Source organism: Ectothiorhodospira shaposhnikovii (genome assembly GCF_016584105.1).
GTDB lineage: Bacteria > Pseudomonadota > Gammaproteobacteria > Ectothiorhodospirales > Ectothiorhodospiraceae > Ectothiorhodospira > Ectothiorhodospira shaposhnikovii.
In genome coordinates this window covers 24,507-42,783 of sequence record NZ_NRSM01000021.1, presented here as the reverse complement: position 1 = coordinate 42,783, position 18,277 = coordinate 24,507, and the positions used below count along the sequence as shown (strand labels likewise).

Annotated in this window: 13 protein-coding genes and 1 tRNA gene; all 14 read right to left on the bottom strand. The window is 64.4% G+C overall.

The features are described 5' to 3' along the window. Nucleotides 1-28 precede the first annotated feature (28 nt). A tRNA-Asp gene (locus CKO35_RS12250) sits at nt 29-105 on the bottom strand. 36 nt (nt 106-141) lie between these two features. Next, a complete protein-coding gene (locus CKO35_RS12245) occupies nt 142-504 on the bottom strand; it encodes a hypothetical protein (protein WP_200176437.1) in 363 nt (120 codons plus the stop codon). Further along, nucleotides 501-2,141 (bottom strand): hypothetical protein, encoded by a 1,641-nt coding sequence (locus CKO35_RS12240; RefSeq protein WP_200176436.1) that lies wholly within the window; start codon nt 2,139-2,141, stop codon nt 501-503. Before CKO35_RS12240 ends, CKO35_RS12245 begins: the two co-directional genes overlap by 4 nt. Further along, the gene (locus tag CKO35_RS12235) at nt 2,138-3,340 is read right to left on the bottom strand and encodes a VWA domain-containing protein (RefSeq protein WP_200176435.1); all 1,203 of its coding nucleotides are present in this window, start codon (nt 3,338-3,340) and stop codon (nt 2,138-2,140) included. The genes CKO35_RS12240 and CKO35_RS12235 overlap by 4 nt, the downstream gene beginning before the upstream one ends. After that, on the bottom strand, nt 3,337-5,769 hold the full coding sequence (locus CKO35_RS12230; protein ID WP_200176434.1) for a DUF5682 family protein: 2,433 nt from the start codon (nt 5,767-5,769) through the stop codon (nt 3,337-3,339). Before CKO35_RS12230 ends, CKO35_RS12235 begins: the two co-directional genes overlap by 4 nt. Further along, nucleotides 5,750-6,907, bottom strand: a complete 1,158-nt coding sequence (locus tag CKO35_RS12225) for an ATP-binding protein (RefSeq protein ID WP_200176433.1) — start codon at nt 6,905-6,907, stop codon at nt 5,750-5,752. The genes CKO35_RS12230 and CKO35_RS12225 overlap by 20 nt, the downstream gene beginning before the upstream one ends. 11 nt (nt 6,908-6,918) lie before the next feature. Next, nucleotides 6,919-9,888 (bottom strand): DUF4132 domain-containing protein, encoded by a 2,970-nt coding sequence (locus tag CKO35_RS12220; protein ID WP_200176432.1) that lies wholly within the window; start codon nt 9,886-9,888, stop codon nt 6,919-6,921. 188 nt (nt 9,889-10,076) lie between these two features. Continuing rightward, the gene (locus CKO35_RS12215) at nt 10,077-11,702 is read right to left on the bottom strand and encodes a methyl-accepting chemotaxis protein (protein WP_200176431.1); all 1,626 of its coding nucleotides are present in this window, start codon (nt 11,700-11,702) and stop codon (nt 10,077-10,079) included. A 507-nt stretch (nt 11,703-12,209) separates the two neighbouring features. Next, a complete protein-coding gene (locus CKO35_RS12210; protein ID WP_242467173.1) occupies nt 12,210-12,620 on the bottom strand; it encodes a Na+/H+ antiporter subunit G in 411 nt (136 codons plus the stop codon). Between the two features lie 15 nt (nt 12,621-12,635). Further along, entirely contained in the window at nt 12,636-12,905 is a 270-nt protein-coding gene (locus CKO35_RS12205) for a K+/H+ antiporter subunit F (RefSeq protein WP_008932162.1), read from the bottom strand. Then, the gene (locus CKO35_RS12200) at nt 12,902-13,420 is read right to left on the bottom strand and encodes a Na+/H+ antiporter subunit E (RefSeq protein WP_200176429.1); all 519 of its coding nucleotides are present in this window, start codon (nt 13,418-13,420) and stop codon (nt 12,902-12,904) included. Before CKO35_RS12200 ends, CKO35_RS12205 begins: the two co-directional genes overlap by 4 nt. 53 nt (nt 13,421-13,473) lie before the next feature. Further along, entirely contained in the window at nt 13,474-14,982 is a 1,509-nt protein-coding gene (locus CKO35_RS12195) for a monovalent cation/H+ antiporter subunit D (RefSeq protein WP_200176428.1), read from the bottom strand. Beyond that, entirely contained in the window at nt 14,979-15,332 is a 354-nt protein-coding gene (locus CKO35_RS12190; RefSeq protein ID WP_200176427.1) for a Na+/H+ antiporter subunit C, read from the bottom strand. The genes CKO35_RS12195 and CKO35_RS12190 overlap by 4 nt, the downstream gene beginning before the upstream one ends. 18 nt (nt 15,333-15,350) lie before the next feature. Next, nucleotides 15,351-18,203: a monovalent cation/H+ antiporter subunit A gene (locus tag CKO35_RS12185; RefSeq protein WP_200176426.1), complete on the bottom strand. Its 2,853-nt coding sequence runs from the start codon at nt 18,201-18,203 to the stop codon at nt 15,351-15,353. Nucleotides 18,204-18,277: the final 74 nt, after the last annotated feature.

The following is an 18,277-nucleotide window of genomic DNA, read 5'->3' as shown; positions in this document are numbered from 1 at the left end:
AAGCAGAACGCATCAGAGCCTGTAAAAATGGCGGAGTGGACGGGACTCGAACCCGCGACCCCCGGCGTGACAGGCCGGTATTCTAACCAACTGAACTACCACTCCAAGCTGTTCATCGTATCGCTGTACGATGGAGGCGCATTATAACGGCTTTTTTGAAAAATGCACGAAAAATTCATCGCCATTTGGATCGAATGTCATGGCGGCCGATTCGAGGCGATGGGCGGTGGCAATCCATACGGTAATATCCAGCCATGCCTGGGCCCGCTCGTGGGGCGCAAGCTGAAGGTCCATACTGCGATCCACCAGCCCGGCGACGGTCGTCCAGCCAAGCAGGACGGCCTCGTCTGCCCAGGCACGCCCCCTGGCACGGAGGGATGCGTTGGGGTCCGCCAGTCCGGCAACCCTTACGTCGGCCAGCCAGGCCTGCCCACGCGCAAGCCAGCGCGCGAGCGGGGCGTACGCATTGTCTGCGGTCGATGGGCTTTCCGTCGGATACGTCATGGTATGCCTGCACTCCCCTCCTCCATGTCCGGTGGCGCCCAATCTGTGCAGAGGGAATGGAAACAGTCGCGACCCTGCCAGCGCACGGCAAGCGGAACCATGCCCAGCTGACCGCCGACACTTTCGATCCGCCCGAATACTTCCGCCGGACGTTCACCGCGCTGAAGGTGTTTTTGCAGACGCCGCCTGATGTCCGCCTGGACACCCCGCAGTTCCCCATGCAGCTCAAAGTCCAGCCCGTCACCCTCCAGACGCATTCGCCAGCGTTGCCTGATGCTATCCGTTTCAGGCATGGCACACCCGGTCACGGCCAGCCTGGCGTGGCGAGGGGGAAACGGACGCCAGGGATCGGCATGCAGGTTTGCGGCATGCTCGCGCAGCAGGGTAGCGGGATCGTCCGGTGCCGGTAGCGGTACGGGGTTCTGTGCATCGATCAGTTGGGTGCCCTCCCGGGCGGATAGACGGCCGTCGTCGCTGACCCAGCCACGGTGCAAAAGATGCGGCTCGGCCAGCAGACGTCTGACCGGGCGTTCGCCCAGGGTTGCAATGGCCAGCGCGGCCTCCGGCGCCCACTCCGGATCGAAGTCGTGGCGACGGGATTCCGACCAGCGCAGATAACGCCCACTGACGGATTCCTGAAAGTGCACCGAAAACCCACGCTGGCCTGTCCGTGTATACCAGATCTCCGTGGTAATGCCGTGCAGGACCAGCCGTTCCGCACGGCGGTAGGCCCGTCGATGCACACCGGCCAGTTCATGGAAGGGGCGCGGCAAAGGATGCTGGCCCAGACCTCTTACACACATCCATAACGACGCCAGACTCTCCGGTATGCGCTCAACCGCTCCGCCCCGGCCAAGACGGTCATCGCGCAGGGCACTGACCAGATTGGCAAGCAGAGCACCGGGGCGCGGGAGATCGGCCTGCCTGAGTTCGGTGGCCAGGGCCTCACCCTGATCCAGAAACGCCGGACCAATGCCGGCGGTACCCTGCAATGCCAGTGCGGTCAGCCAGTGTCGGGTTTGCGCCAGACAGGTCCGGGCAGTTTCGTCCAGCACGGTTTCTGGCAGGGGTGGTATGGCAATCCCGGCCGCGCGACGTGCCTGCAAGGCAACCAGGGCACGATGGGCACAGGTTGTCGCCTTGCAGGTGCAACTGGCCGCCGCCAACCCGCCGGCGCGCGGCAGTCGCACGGTGACTTCATCCGGATCACTCAGGCCCCCAATCAGGGCACCATCGCTTTCGTTCAGGGCTGCCTCGAAACCCTGCGCCAGCCAGTGCAATGCCTTGCGCACCGCCCCCTCCCCCAGGGTCTTCGCCACCGCATTGGCCGGGCCGTCAAGCCAGGGGGTGGCAGCAACGGATATCGTGGCCGAAGGGGCGCGTGCCCGCAGTCCCAACAGAAAGGCACACAGATGGTGACAAGGGCCGTGGGCCGGACAATCGCACTGCAGGGTGGTGAACCCCGCCCCCCTCAAGGTCTGGGTGTGTCCTTCCAGATGGGCGGCGGCATGGTCGGGCGCCAGCGTCCACTCGCTCGCGTCGGCGGCAAGCGTCTTGGCTCCCCGCCTGAGCAAACCCTTGTTGGCCCAGTCGGCAATGGCCGCATCGTCCAGCAAGCGCAACCAGGCCCACATCATCGGCCGACCCTCCAGAGCACGCCGGCGAGCCAATCCACCAGAGCGTCGGGTGTCATCGCGGCCACCTCCGCGCCGCGCGCCACCATGCGTACCGCAAGGTCCCGGTCATAGTCAGGGTTGGCACGCCGATCCAGGGCGGCCAGCGCCAGCAGGCGCGCGCCACTGCCGGCAAGACGGGTCGTTTCCTGGAGTACCCTGCCCTCGTCGTGGCCCTCGTAGAGATCACTGATGAGAATCACCACGGCGCGGCGCGGGCTGGTGAGCTGTCCGCCCACGTGGCCCAGTGCCGCACCGATGTTGGTACCGCCCCCCAGTTGCGCCCCCATCAGCAGGTCTTCAGGGGCATGCAACTGCTCGGTGACATCGACGATGCCATCGGAAAACAGCAGCAGGCGCGTGCGCAGCGCCTTCACCCGGGCGAAGATGCTGCCCATGACGGCACTATGGATGACGGACTCGTACATTGACCCACTCTGGTCAATCACCAGCCACAGCTCCCAGGGCAGACGGCGGGCCTGACGCTCGTGGAAGAACAGGCGCTCCAGCATCAGTGTTTGCTCGGCCAGCTGGTAATGGCGCAGGTTGTGGCGCAAGGTGCGATGCCAGTCGAGGTCAGCCAGGCGGGGGCGGCCCCGGCCGCCACGGCGTCCGCGACGCGGGGCGAATGCGGCCCGCACGCGAGGCGCAAGGCGGGCTTCCAGTTGCGCCACCACACGCGCCACCAGCCGCCTTGCCTCGGCATGAACCATGGGCGGCAGACTGGCACGGATCGCCATCAAGGCGGTGACGAGTTCAAGACTGGGGGGCAGGTCGGCAAGCACCTGGGGATCCGAGAACAAATCATGGAGACCGTAGCGTGACAAGGCATCGCGCTGGAGCACTTCGGCGGCGCGTCCCGGGAACAGTTCCCGCACTTCACCCAGCCAGCGCACGGCCTCCGGCGTCGGCATGCCGACGCCGCCCTGGCGGAGAGACGGGATATCGCCACCGAGGAGATCCCCCATGTCGAGATCGCCACCGATCCCGCCGGAAGACTCGCGCGAGAGGTGTTCGCGCCGATACAGGTAATCCAGCGCACGATCGCGCCGCTGGTCGGCGGAGGAAAGGCCACCGGAACCGGCCAGTGCATCATCGGCATCCGCACCCAGGATCAGTCGCCATCGTCGCCGGGTCGCGGGGTCCGGGTTCCAGTCACTCATGCCAGCCCCCAGGGTTCCAGGATGGCGGCGACCTTTCCCGCCAGGGCGCGGCTATGCTCCAGGGTGATGTCCGATGGCAGTGGCAACCGGGTGCCGGCGGCATCAGGGGCACCGGTCAGGCAGGTGGCGAGCTGTTTCAGCTCTGCCCGGGTGAGTTGGGCGAAAGCCAGGCGCAGCGCGGGAAGGCCGCTCAGAAAGGCCTCTTCGGACCAGCACGCGACACCGTCGCTGAGCATTTTCAGGGACGGGTGATGGCTGAGCAACCAGCCTCGACCCAGGCGCAGAAAGCCCTGCAGGTACTCGCCCATTTGGACAGGATCGGTTTCCGCCAGCGCCAGCATGTGGCGCAGCGCGGCCTCATTGTCCCGGGTATCCCAGCAACCGCTCATGCCGAGTATGCCGGCCGTGGCGCCTCGCACCCGTGCCGACGCATCAGCTTCGTGAAGCACCGCGCAGGCTTCGTGGAAAGCACGGGCATCCGCCCAGGGGGCGGCACGACGAACCATCCCGTTCAGATCGGCCAACGCATCCACTGCATCATGCTGTCGGGCCTCGTCACCCTGGCCCAGCCAGGGCAGACGCAGGCAGGCCTGGGCGAAACAGCGTGCCAGCATCGGCGAAAGGCGTTCCCAGCCGACCGCGCCCAGTGCATGGCGGGCCTCGTAGGCCTGGGCCAGATGACCGCAGGCCTGGGCCAGGGCCAATGGATCGTGGCTGCGATCCAGCCATGCATCCACTGCGTCCAGCACGGGGGCGGCAACACGCTCAAGCCCCATCACCAGCACATCCAGCACACGCTGTGCCGGCTGAAAGGCGGCTCCTTGTCCCAGTTGCTCCAGTAGCCGATTGGCCGCCGCCTCCTCCAGGCTGGCGCCGTAGCGCAGGGCCTCGGTGAGCACCACCACGGTTTCCACTTCCCATTTCACCCGCCAGATTTCGCGGACCCGTGTCAGGTCGGTCCCCGTCACGAAGTCGGGGCCGGCTTCCAGGGTGGCATAGGGCACGCCCAGGAAGCGCAGGCGATGCAGGCCCTGGGAGCACTGGCGCTGGCGCGCGCGGCGGTATCGATCGAGTGTTCTGGTCTGTGGCGCCGCGGGTTGCAAGGGCAGACGATGGCGGGCGCAGAAGGTCTGCACGTCGAGCAGCAGGGGTGATACCGGTGCATTCGGCGGCAGGTGTCCATGGGTATTGCCGGCAAACAGCTGTTGTCGGCAACGGTCGAACACGCCCTCCGCGCCCTTGTCCTTGAGCAGCGCGCTGCCCAGGGCTTCGCTCAGTTCGCTCCGTCCGCCATGGCAACCGCGCAGGGCCGCGAGCCCGTGGGCAAGACGCAATGCTTCGGCGGCATCCGGCAAGGTGGCGGGCATTCCATGGTCACGCAGCAGGGCCGTCATCCTGGCGGCCAGGCGCGGCCAGGCATCGCCGTCGGGGTGTGTGGCGCCGGCTTCCCAGGCCCGCCAAACCGCCTGGTAATAGCCGGGAGAGGGCATGCCGGCGGCGTAGCCGCTGGCGCGTTCCAGACGATCGAGCGTATAGGGGATCAGGTGGACACCGGCCTCGTCGACAAGGGTGGAAACCATTTCGGGCGACGGCGACGGCGGCGAAGTGGCCGATGGTGCCCGAGGTCCGACACCGGACGAACCGGTATCCAGGCCGGCCAGAATGCCGGATACATGATAACCGCCGCACACAACCAGGCAGCGCCCGCCCTGCGCCAGCGCGGCGCGCACCTCGGCCGCCATGTGTGCCTCCCTGGCTGCGTTCCCGGCGTCACCCTCCCCGTCCATGTCGCCGTCACGCTCACGCAGCAACAGGCCGAAGGCCATGACGGCGGCAAAGTAGTCCTCGCTCGCCCCCGCCATCGCACCGGATTCAAAATGGCGATCCCACCACTCGTCGAAGTCGCGGCAGGCGCCGGCGGCAATCAGTCCGGCCAGCACATCCGGAGCCTGCCGTGCGGGCTCCTCGGCCAGCGTGGGTTCAGGGGCGGTGGCGAAATGGTCCAGCCATCCGGCCTCGGTCAGTCTCGCACTGTAGGGCTGGTCAATGAAGCGCGCCACGCAACCTTGCCGGCCGGCTTCGCGCAAGGCCACCCATTCCGGCGAAAAGGACGCAAAGGGCACATAGCACCGGCAACGCCATGTCTCGTCAGACGTCGAGGCGCCATGGGGGGTGACGGTCGCGTGGAGATAGGCGGCCAGCGGGGGGCGCGCCTGGGCGTGCTGCAGGGCCGGCATGAGCGCGTTCAGTTCCGCCGGTCCTTCGATCAGCACATGGGTGGGGCGAAACGTGCGCATCACGGCACGCAGATGGCGGGCACAGCGCGGACTGTGGTGACGTATCGGCACCAACCGCAGGTCCGGCAACGGTGCCAGCAGATCCGCCGGAGCCGGCAGGACGACCCGGGGATCAGAGGTGTTCGCGGCCACCGGCGACGAAGTCCTGCCAGTCTTCCAGCCCGGCGCGTTGGCGGGCCACCACCCGCAGGTATTCGGCAAAGCGGCGGCGATCCTCATCGTCGTCCTTGATCACCGTGCCCAGCAGATGGCGCGCCAGGTGGAGCGGACGCACGCGGGTCTCGCCGAAATACCAGCAATGACAGGCGGCATTGAGAACCACGTCGATGGCCTCGGCGGTGGAAAGCACCGTGCCGGGGCGTTCGATCGCGGTATCCGCCACCTGGCCGTTACGCAGTTCCTGGAAGGCGGTGGCAAGCAGGGTGAGCACTTCCGGCGCCACGGTGGCGCCGATGCGCTGCTGTGACAGCGCGCGCCGGACTTCCTCGCCGATCAATGCCGCCTGGGCATCAATGCCATCCAGTGGTCGCATGGTTTCAAAGTTGAAACGGCGCTTGAGGGCGGCGGACATCTCATTGACGCCGCGGTCATTGAGATTGGCGGTGGCAATCACATTGAAGCCAGGCCGTGCCGCCAGCCAGGGGCGTTCGTCCTTGAGTTCCGGAATGTGCAACAGGCGTTCGGACAGCACCGGCACCAGGCTGTCCTGAACCTCGGTGGCACAGCGGGTGATCTCCTCAAAGCGCAGCAACCGCCCCGTGCTCATGGCGCGATGCAGAGGCCCGGGCACCAGCGCGTCTGGTCCCGGTCCGTCACGGAGCAGCAAGGCGTAGTTCCAGCCGTAGCGGATCTGTTCCTCCACCACCCCCGCACCGCCCTGCACCGTCAACGTGCTGTCACCGCTGATCGCCGCCGCCAGCAGTTCGGACAGCAATGACTTGGCGGTACCCGGCTCGCCCACCAGCATCAGGCCGCGCTGGCCGGCAAGGGTGACGATGGATCGTTCGACCAGGGCATCGTTGCCGTGGATCTTGCGATCGATGGACAGGCCATCCGCGGACTCGCCACCCAGGATGAAACGGCGCACCGACTGCGGGCTGAGACGCCAGCCGCCGGGACGGGGTCCGTCATCCGCTGTCGCCAGTGCGGCCAGTTCATCGGCACGGGCGAGTTCGACCGGCAGGCGCTGGACTGCTGCATGGGCCGGCGCCAGCGAGGCCGTACCGCCCGTTCGGGCCGGGGCTGAGGTGCTTGTCCGTCGTGTGGCCATGGCGGTTCGGCTCAGTCCGTCGCCGACAGGGCCTTCGCGGCCATCGCCAGCCACTGGCCTTGCAGGGTGGCGAGCAGCGGCTTGGGCAATGTGGCCGGGTCGAGCGGGGACCAGCCATCCTCGCTCAGATCGATCACCTGGATATGGTCCACCGTCACCGGCAATCCCAGGTCCATGTAGGGCGGGTAGTAGCCGTGGCTCAGTTCGATGCACAGTTCAAGCGCCGGCAGGCGCCAGACATGTTCGGTGATGCTGGGACCATCGCCCACCGGCCCGGGACGGTAGCCGCACTTCTTCAGGAGCGCGGAGAGCTGCTCCTGCGCCAGGGTCAGCGGGGCGGGCGGGAGCAGGACTTCGTCCTTGAACTGCGACTCTGCGGGGAGTTCGGCGCAGGCGCCGATCTGGTCCACCAGCGCTTCAAGCTCGTAGTCGGCAAGATAGGCCTGCCAGGCTTCCCGTTCGCCGGGCAGCGCCGTGGCCGGGTGCCAAAGACTGATGCCGCAGTCATCCGGCAGGGTGACGATATCGTCCTCCACATCCACCAGGCTGAAGTCCTCGGCCAGACGGAAGCTGGTGCGCGCCAGCTCCGGCGCGTCCTCGGCCCGCCAGATCAGGCTGCGACCGACGATGCGCAGCAGGGGATGCTCGATGAACAGGCGTTGCCAGCGGTCTCGCGGCCAGCGCTTGCCGCTGACGAGCGCCGCCTGCATGCGGGGTCCCTGTTGCTTGACCACGTTCTTGAGGCTGGTGGCGAGGGTCTTCAATCGCGCGGCCGCAGCCTCCCTTTCAGGCTGGAGGGATGCGTCCTTGACCGCGGGAATGGACTTGCCTGCCCTGCCCTTTTCGTTGATCACCCGCAGGGTGAGATCACCCTGCAGTTCGATGCGATAGGTCTGGGGACCGACACTCAGACTCAGGCCCGCACCAAGTCCGAAGTCCGGCGTGAGTTCATCGAACAGTTCCGGCACGCTCATCTGCCGGCGAGCGGCGGCGGCGCGCAAGGCGGAGCTGGCGGCGCGAACCACCAGATCCCTGAACTTGCGGGATTCGGAGATTTCCTGCACGCGCAACAGGGCGTACAGGGTGTCGACTTCACCCAGCTGTTCGACCGCCGCCGCCGCTCTTTGAAGACGTGGCTTGTTCCATTGCTTGACCGCATCAAACAGCAGGTCAACGACGCGATCGTCGGCGTTCCCCGGCATCAGCCTGAGAGCCCATCGCCGCTTGGGATCGCCCTCGGCGCCGATCCAGTGTTCCACCAGCGCCAGGGCGAGCCGGGCGCGGTCATCGGCATTCACGTGCGCCAGCAATTGGGCGGCCAGCGGCGGCAGCGCATCCTCTGCGGTGGCGGCAAGATGCAGCAGCACGCGGGCGGCATGCTCGGACAGCGGCGCGCAGCAGGCAAGGATGTCGGGCGAGTCGAAGGGCTTGATGGCCGCGGCAAGACGTTTGACCGTGGCGGTTTGTGCTTCAAGCGTGGCAAGGTCGGGTGTGGAAGCCGGGGCGGCTGACATGGTGGAGGCCGGAGCATCCGCACCAGCCGCGATCGGGCTGCCGCCGTCTTGCCCGGCAAGACCGGACACCTGCAGGCGTTGCGCAACGATACTGGCCGAGGCGGCATCCAGCTTGCCGGTGGCGAGCAATTCGGCAAGCAGCGGACCGGCGGCCGGATCAGGATGGGCAAGCAGTACGTCCCGACAGGTCAGCAACAGATTCTTGGGCGGCTTTTTCAGCCAGCCGGCTTCGGTCAGCCAGGCCGGTTCGATCTGCCCGGCAACACCTGCCAGGCTGGCGCGCAGGGTCTTGGAACTGCTGCCAGAAACAATGGCCGTCAGCTGTGGCAACGCAATCCGCAGGGTATCGCGATCGAAAGTGGGGATGATATTGACAAGGTCCCTGACCGCGATGCCGCGAAGATCTTCCGGACGGTTGGTGACCAGATAGCGGATGAGTTCGGCGTATTCGTGTGCCTCTTCTTCGTACACACACCGCTGAGCGATGGCCGGCAGCAGCAGCGGCAACAATGCGTCATGTCCGGCCGCAATCACGTGACGGGCAAGCCCCGGGTTGATCTGGTAACCCCCCGACTCCTTCAGGCGCGGAACGAACGCGGCCGGGTTCTCGCGTAGCCGCCGGTCAAAAACCGCCTTGAGATGATCGGCATCAAAGCAATCATCGTAACCGAGCCATGACATCAGGCAGCAGCCAAGGTCGGCGCGGCGTTCCGCGTTTGCGCTGTTCCAACGCTGGTCGAGCAGGCCGATGTCCTCAATGTAGGCCTGGTCGTAAAGCGCCGGATGAGCGGCAAAGAAGGGTTGCCACTGGCGCCAGCCTTCGCCACGGGGATACGTGGGCAGACGCTCATTCTGGTAGTGCGTGATGATGGCCTTGAACAGGGTGCCGCCGACCGCGGCGTAGCGCAGCAGATCGGCATCGTTCAGTGCCGGGATGAAGGGATGCCAGCCGCTCCAGTACTCGGTGTCCGGGGCGACGCCGGCCTCGGCGCGCAGCGCCAGCATCCAGTCCATGGCCGCCACCACTTGCTGGTAGGGCATGCCCGGATAGTAGAGCCAGGGTATCAAGCGCCCCATCACCGGGCCGATGCCCATGTAGGGAGGCAGTTGCGCGGCGCGGGCAGCGGCCAGCCGTTGCTCGGCAAGTTCGCGCACACCCTCGGAAAGGGTGGCGCTACGGGCCATGTCCCGCGGGGCATTGAAAATCAGGCCACGGGGTATCGTGAGGCGGACAAACGCGAGCCAGTGGTCCGCATCCTTCATCCAGGGTGCATCGTCGCGCCCAAGATGCGACAGACGATTCAAGCACCGCTCCTCGCAGTCATGGAAAAATTCCCGCACCTCCGGGGCGCGTCCATCATGCAGGCGTGCATTGATTACCGCGGCAAATTCCGCCAACGGCAGGGTGCTATCGGTGAGGCTGTAGAGTTCGGTCAGGGGAGCATCACGGCGATCAGGTGAGTTCATGGAAGAATGCGGCCTTGGTATTGAAAGAACCTGGGGAGTCGAAGCCTCGCGTGGCTCCATCCCGGCAAACTGCGCTGGCGGAAGAGCGGCCACATTATCACCGTCCCTTCCGAAAAGCGTAGTAATTTCCGTGTCACGGACTGGAAAACCCGGACCATCGCGACACCCACAGGCAATCTGCCTGCCCATTATTTGAACTGGGCTACGGCCATGCGCAGTGAACTGGCCATATCCACCAGTTCCTCGGTTTTGCCCGCGATATGCGATGAGCCCTCTGAAACACGCTCAGCATGCTTGATGATCTGCTGGAAGTTTTGGTTCACCTCCGCGGCCACGGAGGATTGTTCCTCGCTTGCGCCGGCAATTTGAGTATTCATATCGGTGATGGCAGCCACCGCAGTGCGGATCTTTGTCAGTGACTGCCCGGCATGTTCAGCCTGTTTGACAGAAACCTGCGTCTGTTGCAAGCCATTATCCATGACCTCAACGGCACGCCCAATCAGCTGCTGGGTCTTGTTGATGAGTGACTGGATGCTGATCGTCGATTCCTTTGTACGGCTGGCCAATGCACGCACTTCATCGGCAACCACGGCAAATCCGCGACCCTGCTCGCCTGCACGAGCCGCCTCGATCGCTGCGTTGAGTGCGAGCAGATTCGTTTGCTCGGCAATACCCGCAATGACATCAACCACCTTGCCGATCTCCTTGCTGTCATTGGAGAGGGTTTCAATCACCCCCGCCGCTTCCTGCACCCTTTCAGCCAATTCGTTAATGGTTTTTATAGTTCTAACCACTTCACCGTTACCATCCATGGTCTCTGCATTGGCGCTGTGGGCCAGTTCTGAGGCACGCTGGGTCAGCTGGGCAACCTCAGTGACTGCGGACGACATTTGCTCGATGGCATTTGCCCCATCATAGGTCTCCTGCTTTTGAACTTCGATCAACTGGCCCGTGCCGGACGCACGCTGCTGCATATCTATTGCGGCCTGATTGAGCCGTTGTGCATTTTGAGTGATTTCCTGTATCGCGCGACCGAGTTTTTCTGCCATCACATTTACGGCACCCATGATACTGTCAGGATACCGGGTGTTGGCTCGCACACTGAGGTCCCCATCCGCGAAACGATTGAGCAGGACAACCGCGGATTCTGCCTCTCCACCAATGATGGCCTTGAGGCGTTTTATGATATGGAAGGCAACCAGCAATCCCAGCACCAGTGAAACAAGGGTAATCGCCAGCATGAGGCGAAGAAAACCACCCGTTTCACTGCGTACACCATCCACCTCGTTCTGGATCTTGGTTTCCTGATGATCTATGAAGGCATTGATGCGTGCCAACCATTCCGAATAGGCGGGTGCCGTCTCCTCCATGAGCAGTTTCCGGGCGGATGCAGTTTGTTCGGTATCAAGCAGCTGAAGAGTGCGGCGCGTCAGGCTCTGGGCCTGTTCCTCTATCTGCTGGATTGCGCTCAACAATTGCTGCTCACGATCACTGATTCCGCCACTCTGGGAAATCAGGGTGCTCATGCCGCGCGCGGAGTTCTGGTAGAAACGATCCAGTTCTTCGATATCCTTGAGGTGCCTTGCACGCTCGGTCATGGTTTCACTCAGCACCGCATCCCGAATGGAAATCGCCCGGTCATGTACACTGCCACGAAAATTGATTGCAAATCGCTGAAAACGACTGTCTACATCATTGATTTGCTCCATGCTTCGATCCACCTGACCAACCTTCACAACCCCAATGGTGGTAACGGCAACCATCAATGCGAGCAATAGCGCGAAGCCCAGGTACAAGCGGTGTACGATACTCATCTACAGAGTCCCTTATTGTTAAACATCAAATAAATGGGAGGCATTATTTCAGCAGACCCTTAGTCGGACAACACATTATTATCAATCGGTCTGATAGATTTGATGCCGGGTAGGGAATCCCAGTGGCAGGCTGAAAAACCTGGACTCCCGCTTTCGCGGGAGTGACGAAAAGAGGACCATTCGTGAGGAGAGAAAGAGCCTCCCGGAGAGTGTCCCCCTCCCGAGACATTAAGGCAACAATCAAACAAGTATGATTTTTAATTTTTAACAAATAAAATCAACGAGTTGAAGCTTAAAATCAAAGACCGTTGATTAACCGGTTCCAAAGAAGAACCGCAGAGGGGGGGGAAGGGAACTTCCCGAGAGGCGCGAAAGGTGAACTGCCCAAGGAATGAAGAGGAACCAACCTCTCATGGAAGGAGTGAAAGGTGAGTTCTTGAGAGATGAAAAGGAATCCCAGCGGGAGGATAAAGAGCCCTTCCGCTGGCGTGCCGGAAAAGCGCCGTCTCAATCCTTCCTTTCCGCCTCCTCCCCATTCGCCGCCTGTCCGGCCGCGCCGTCCGGGGGTGCGTCGTAGGTGCTCCAACCGTAGGGGCGGCCGGTGGGGGGCAGTTCCGGCTTTTTCTCCGGGTGCTGGTGCAGATAGGCCTTGGCCACGAAGTGGGCGGTCACCGGGGCGGTGAGGAACAGAAAGGCCGTAATCAGTACCTCATGGATGGATACCTTGCCCTCAATCCCCCAGAAATACAGCATGGAGGCCACCAGCGCGCCGCCCACGCCCAGGGTGGTGGCCTTGGTGGGGGCGTGCAGACGGCTCATGAGATCCGGCAGCTTCACCAGCCCCACGGAGCCCACGATGACGAAACAGCCCCCCACCACGATCAGCAGGGAAATCACCAGTTCAAGCCAGAATGCCATGGTCATGCCTCCCGATCACTCGATCACGTCGCCGCGCAGGACGAAGCGGCAATAGGCGACGGTGGAAATGAAACCGAACATGGCCAGCAACAGGGCCGCCTCGAAATACAGGGTGGTCTGCTGCTGGATGCCGTAGAGGATGATCAGGGCGATGGCATTGATCATCATGGTGTCCACCGCCAGTACCCGGTCCATCAGGGTCGGCCCCTGCACCAGGCGCCAGAGGTTGAGCATCAGCGCCAGGCAGACGGCAAAGAAGCCGAAGGTCAGTGCATAACCGATCATGGGAAGATCTCCTTGAGCCGGGCTTCGTAGCGGGTCTTCATCTGCATCACCGCCTCCTCCGCGTCCGGGGCATCCAGGCAGTGCACCAGCAGGCTGCGGCCATCGGCGGACAGGTCGCTGCTGACGGTGCCGGGGGTCATGGAGATGGTGCCGGCCAGGACGGTGATGGCCTCGGGGGACTTCAGGTCCAGGGGCACGGTCACCCAGCGGGTCTTGAGGCTTTCCGGGGGATGGAACAGGATCAGGCGGGCCACGATGACATTGGCCACGACCACGTCCCAGGCCACCAGGAGCATGAAGGACAGGGCCTTGCCGTAGGCCCGGATGGGGGGGCGTTCCGGCCAGAAGCTGCTGGTGATGATGGGGATGACCACGCCCAGGATGAGGCCCATGACCAGACCGCCCACGGTGAAGCTGTTGAGCAGCAGCATCCACAGGAGCACCAGGGTCAGGGTCATCAGGGGGTGGGGCAGCCACCGCTCCCAGAATGTCCGTTTGTGCCGTTTGTCTGCCATCGGGCGGATACCTGTCTAGATGATACGGTAAGGATGTGATGGGTCCGGCGACGCTAGTCCAGCACGGCGCTGATATAGGCGCGCGTCTCGAACAGCTGCGCCGCCGTCGCGTCCAGGTAGCCCGTCACCGGCCCGGCAAAGACCGTCAGGAATACCAGTGACGCCAGCAGCAGGCCGACGGCCACGAACGACAGCGCGCCCGATTCCGGTGCCCCGTCGGTCTCCAGGCGCCCCTTCACCGCGGCACTCTTCCAGAACAGGGTGCTCCCGCCCCGACCGAAACCGATGATGGCCAGCAGGGAGGTCACCAGAATCAGGGACCAGATCCAGATCACGGCGTCGCTGTCCCGAGCCGCGTCCAGGATCAGCAGCTTGCCCAGAAAACCCGCCAGGGGCGGCATGCCCACCATGGCGATGGCCGCAAGGAAAAACCCGCCGGCAATCAGTCCGGCCTGGGCGAAGGTGGGCGCCACCACCAGATCATCCCCCAACCCCGGACGCCGGTCCACCACCAACCCGACGATGAGGAACAGGGTCGCCGCCGCCAGGGTGGAATGAAGCAGGTAGTACAGGCCCGCCGACAGGGCCTCGGGGGTGAACAGGGACACCGCCGTAAGCAGGGTGCCCATGGAGCCGATGACGCCGAAACTGACCATCTGGCCCAGACTGCGGGAGGCCAGCACACCCACCATGCCCACCACCAGGGTGACCAGGGCCGCCGGCAACAGCCAGTCGGCGGCGATGCCCGCCGCCTCCCCTGCCCCGTCACCGAAGACCAGGATATACATGCGGATGATGGAATAGGCCCCCACCTTGGTCATGATGGCGAACAGCGCTGCCACCGGCGCCGGCGCCAGGGCGTAAGTGCCCGGCAGCCAGAACTGCACCGGCACCAGGGCGGCCTTGACGCCGAACACCAGCAGCAACAGCAGCGCGCCGGTCTGCAGCAGGGCCTGCTCGGAGGCGCCCACTTCAGGCACTCGCAGGGCCAGATCCGCCATGTTGAGGGTGCCGGTGACGCCGTAGATCAGGCCGATGGCCACCAGGAAGACCGATGAACCCACCAGGTTGACCACTACATATTGCACCCCCGCCCGCATCCTGGCCGGGCCGCCGCCGTGGACCATCAGGCCGTAGGAGGCGATCAGCAGGATCTCGAAGAACACGAACAGGTTGAACAGGTCACCGGTGAGAAAGGCACCGTTGATGCCCATCAGCTGCAGCTGGAACAGGGCATGAAAGTGTCGCCCGTGCCGGTCCCAGCCGTCGATGGCATAGAGCACCACCACCAGCCCAAGCACCGCCGTGAGCACCAGCATCAGCGCCGAGAGCTGGTCCAGCACCAGGACGATACCAAACGGCATGGGCCAGTTGCCCAGGGCATACATCTGGGTCTGACCGTCGGCGGCCATGCCCATGAGGATGCCCCCCAGCAGCAGCATGATCACCGCCGAGGCCACCGAGAAGACCCGCGCCAGGACGATGTCGTGACGCACCGCCAGCACGATCATGGGTGCCACCACCGCCGGCACCAGGATGGGAAGAATGATCCAGTGATTCATGAGTGATCCGCCTTCTCGCTACCCTCGGACCGGCTCAGGTCCACGTGATCGCTGTCGCTCTCCAGATAGGCCCGCAGGGCCATGGCCACCGCCACCGCCGTCATGCCGAAGGAAATGACGATGGCGGTCAGCACCAGGGCCTGGGGCAAGGGATCCGCATAGCCCAGGGCCTCGTCACTGATGACCGGGGGCAGATTGACCGACAGCCGCCCCATGGCAAACAGGAAGAAGTTCACGGCATAGGTGAGCAGGGTCAGACCCAGGATCACCGGGTAGGTCCTGGCCCGCAATAACAGGTAGACCCCGGCGGCGGTCAGCACGCCCACGGAACTGGCAACGATGAATTCCATACGCTCGTTCTCTCTTGATCAGCGGGACCGCACCGAGGACACCGGGGCAGACGGGTCCACGTCCATGGGGCCTTCATTATCGGGCCGGTGACTGGACAGGCTGCCCAGGCGGGACAGGTTCGCCAGCGCCAGCATCACGCCCCCGACCACGGTGAGGAAGACACCGATGTCGAAGGGCAACGCACTGGCCACCTCCACTTCCCCGATCAGGGGCAGGTGGACATGGGTATGGGCCGAGGTGAGGAAGGGGTAATCCCACAGCATGGCAACGATACCGGTGGCCCCGGCCACCAGCACCCCGACGCCGATCATGGCGTCATAGTCCACCCGCACCTGACGGGCGGCCCACTGGAAGCCGCTGGCCATGTACTGCATGATCAGGGCAATGGAGACCACCAGGCCACCGATGAAGCCGCCGCCCGGCATATTGTGCCCCCGCAGCATGATGTACAGGCCCACCATCAGTGCCAGCGGCAACATCAACCGGGTGGCCACCACCATCATCATGGGATGCCGATCCGCCGACTGGGGCTGATCCGGCATCCAGGCCGCCAGCCGGGCACCGGCACGGCCCCGGACCGCCCCTTCCAGCAGGGCGTAGATGGCCAGGGCCGCGATGCCCAGCACGATGATCTCGCCGAAGGTGTCAAAGCCGCGGAAGTCCACCAGGATCACGTTCACCACGTTGGTGCCACCGCCGCCGGGCACGGATTCGTCCAGGAAGAAGGTGGAAATACTGGCGAAGTCGCGGGTGATCACCGCCCAGCACAGGGCACCCACGCCCAGACCCGCCAGGGCGGCGATGATGCCGTCGCGGACCTTGCGCGCCCCGTCGCTCTCGGCGGGCGTCTGCTTGGGCAGGAAGTACAGGGCCAGCAGGATCAGGATGGTGGTCACCACTTCCACCGAGATCTGGGTCAGGGCCAGGTCCGGCGCGGAGAAGTACAAAAAGCCCACCGAGACGATCAGACCGGCCACGCTCACCGCCACCAGGGCCAGCAGGCGCTGGCGGTGCAGCAGCAGGGCCACGGCACAGACCCCCAGCAACAGGATCCAGGCGATCACGGCCACCGGCGTGGCCGGCAGCAGCTCGCGGCTGCCGACGCCGTGGGAAGCATTCATGAAGGCGGCAAACCCCAGCACCACGAAGCCGCCGACCATGAAGGCCAGATAGCGCTGCAGGGAGCCGTTATGCAGGCTCAGGATGGCCCACTGGGCGGCACGGACCAGGGCGGCCATGCCGGTATCGAACATGCCCTTGGCGTCGGGGTGAGGCCCGGCCTGCCAGCGGGCGCGCACCAGCGTGTAGCGCCAGATCAGGAACAGGCCACCCGCCAGTGCCGCCATGGACATGAACAGGGCCGGGGTCAGGCCGTGCCAGATGGACAGGTAAAAATCCGGCAGGGGTGCGCCGGTGACCGCCGTCGCCGTGACGCGCACCAGCGGACCGGCCAGGGCCTCCGGGAACAACCCGATGAGGATCACCAGGGACACCAGGAAGGCCGGCGGCAGCCAGAATCCCGCCGGCGGATCGTGGGGGGTATGGGGGTAGTCGTCCCGCTTCGGGCCCAGGAAGACATGGGCGATATAGCGGAAGGAATAGGCCACGGAGAACAGGGCGCCCAGGGTGGCGGCCAGGGGGATGATCCAGCCCTGCCCGGCCCAGGTGGCATGCACCGCCTCTTCCAGCATCATTTCCTTGGAGAGGAACCCGTTGAGCAGCGGCACCCCGGCCATGGAGGCCGCAGCCACCATGGCCAGGGTGGCGGTGATGGGCATCAGGGTCATCAATCCGCCCAGGCGTTTGATGTCACGGGTACCGGCCTCGTGATCGACGATGCCGGCGTTCATGAACAGGGCGGCCTTGAAGGTGGCGTGATTGAGGATATGGAACACCCCGGCCACGGCCGCCATGGGCGTGGCCAGGCCGAAGAGCATGGTCACCAGCCCCAGGTGGCTCACGGTGGAATAGGCCAGCAGGCCCTTGAGGTCATCCTTGAACAGGGCGATGCCCGCGGCCAGCACCATGGTGAAGAGCCCGGTGGTGGTCACCAGATAGAACCAGGCATCGGTGCCCGCCAGCACCGGCCACATCCGGGCCAGCAGGAAGATCCCTGCCTTGACCATGGTGGCCGAGTGCAGGTAGGCGGACACCGGCGTGGGCGCGGCCATGGCATGGGGCAGCCAGAAATGGAACGGGAACTGGGCACTCTTGGTGAAGCAGCCGATCAGGATCAGGATCAGGGCCGGCAGATACAGGGGGGAGGCCTGGATCAGTTCGGCGTTCTGCAGGATCACCGTCAGGTCATAGGAGCCGACGATGTTGCCCAGGATGAGCATGCCGGCAATCATGGCCAGACCACCGCCCCCGGTCACCGCCAGGGCCATGCGCGCCCCCTGGCGCCCCTCCGGCAGATGCTTCCAGTAACCGATGAGCAGGAAGGACGACAGGCTGGTCAGTTCCCAGAAAATCAGCAACAGCAGGATGTTGTCCGACAGCACGATACCCACCATGGCGCCCTGGAACAGCAGCAGGTAGGTATAGAAGTTGCCCATGGGGTCCTTCTCGGACAGATAGAACCGGGCATAGATGATGATCAGAAGGCCGATGCCCAGGATCAGGCTGGCGAACAGGAAGCCCAGACCGTCGAGAAAGAAGTTGACGTTCAGTCCCAGTTGGGGAAGCCATTGCCAACCCACCTGCACGATCTCGCCGCGAAACACGGCCGGGGCATGGGACATGAGCAGGCCGAAGGCCAGCAGGGTGACCGAGCCGGTGGCGATGGCGCAGGCATTGCGTCCGGCGCGGATCATCAGCGCAGGCAGCAGCGCGCCGAGGAAAGGCAATATGACGATCAACGCAAGGTTCATTGGGTCACCCGAATTGAGGGACATGCACGACAAACCGTCACCGTGAACACCTGGGTGTCCGGCACGGAAATGTC

What these genes read in the sequence shown, in the direction of transcription:
- CKO35_RS12205 (WP_008932162.1), bottom strand. Translation starts at nt 12,905, where the DNA reads ATGATCGGTTATGCACTGACCTTCGGCTTCTTTGCCGTCTGCCTGGCG.
- CKO35_RS12235 (WP_200176435.1), bottom strand. Translation starts at nt 3,340, where the DNA reads ATGAGTGACTGGAACCCGGACCCCGCGACCCGGCGACGATGGCGACTG.
- CKO35_RS12195 (WP_200176428.1), bottom strand. Translation starts at nt 14,982, where the DNA reads ATGAATCACTGGATCATTCTTCCCATCCTGGTGCCGGCGGTGGTGGCA.
- CKO35_RS12190 (WP_200176427.1), bottom strand. Translation starts at nt 15,332, where the DNA reads ATGGAATTCATCGTTGCCAGTTCCGTGGGCGTGCTGACCGCCGCCGGG.
- CKO35_RS12225 (WP_200176433.1), bottom strand. Translation starts at nt 6,907, where the DNA reads ATGGCCACACGACGGACAAGCACCTCAGCCCCGGCCCGAACGGGCGGT.
- CKO35_RS12215 (WP_200176431.1), bottom strand. Translation starts at nt 11,702, where the DNA reads ATGAGTATCGTACACCGCTTGTACCTGGGCTTCGCGCTATTGCTCGCA.
- CKO35_RS12245 (WP_200176437.1), bottom strand. Translation starts at nt 504, where the DNA reads ATGACGTATCCGACGGAAAGCCCATCGACCGCAGACAATGCGTACGCC.
- CKO35_RS12210 (WP_242467173.1), bottom strand. Translation starts at nt 12,620, where the DNA reads ATGGCATTCTGGCTTGAACTGGTGATTTCCCTGCTGATCGTGGTGGGG.
- CKO35_RS12185 (WP_200176426.1), bottom strand. Translation starts at nt 18,203, where the DNA reads ATGAACCTTGCGTTGATCGTCATATTGCCTTTCCTCGGCGCGCTGCTG.
- CKO35_RS12240 (WP_200176436.1), bottom strand. Translation starts at nt 2,141, where the DNA reads ATGATGTGGGCCTGGTTGCGCTTGCTGGACGATGCGGCCATTGCCGAC.
- CKO35_RS12200 (WP_200176429.1), bottom strand. Translation starts at nt 13,420, where the DNA reads ATGGCAGACAAACGGCACAAACGGACATTCTGGGAGCGGTGGCTGCCC.
- CKO35_RS12220 (WP_200176432.1), bottom strand. Translation starts at nt 9,888, where the DNA reads ATGAACTCACCTGATCGCCGTGATGCTCCCCTGACCGAACTCTACAGC.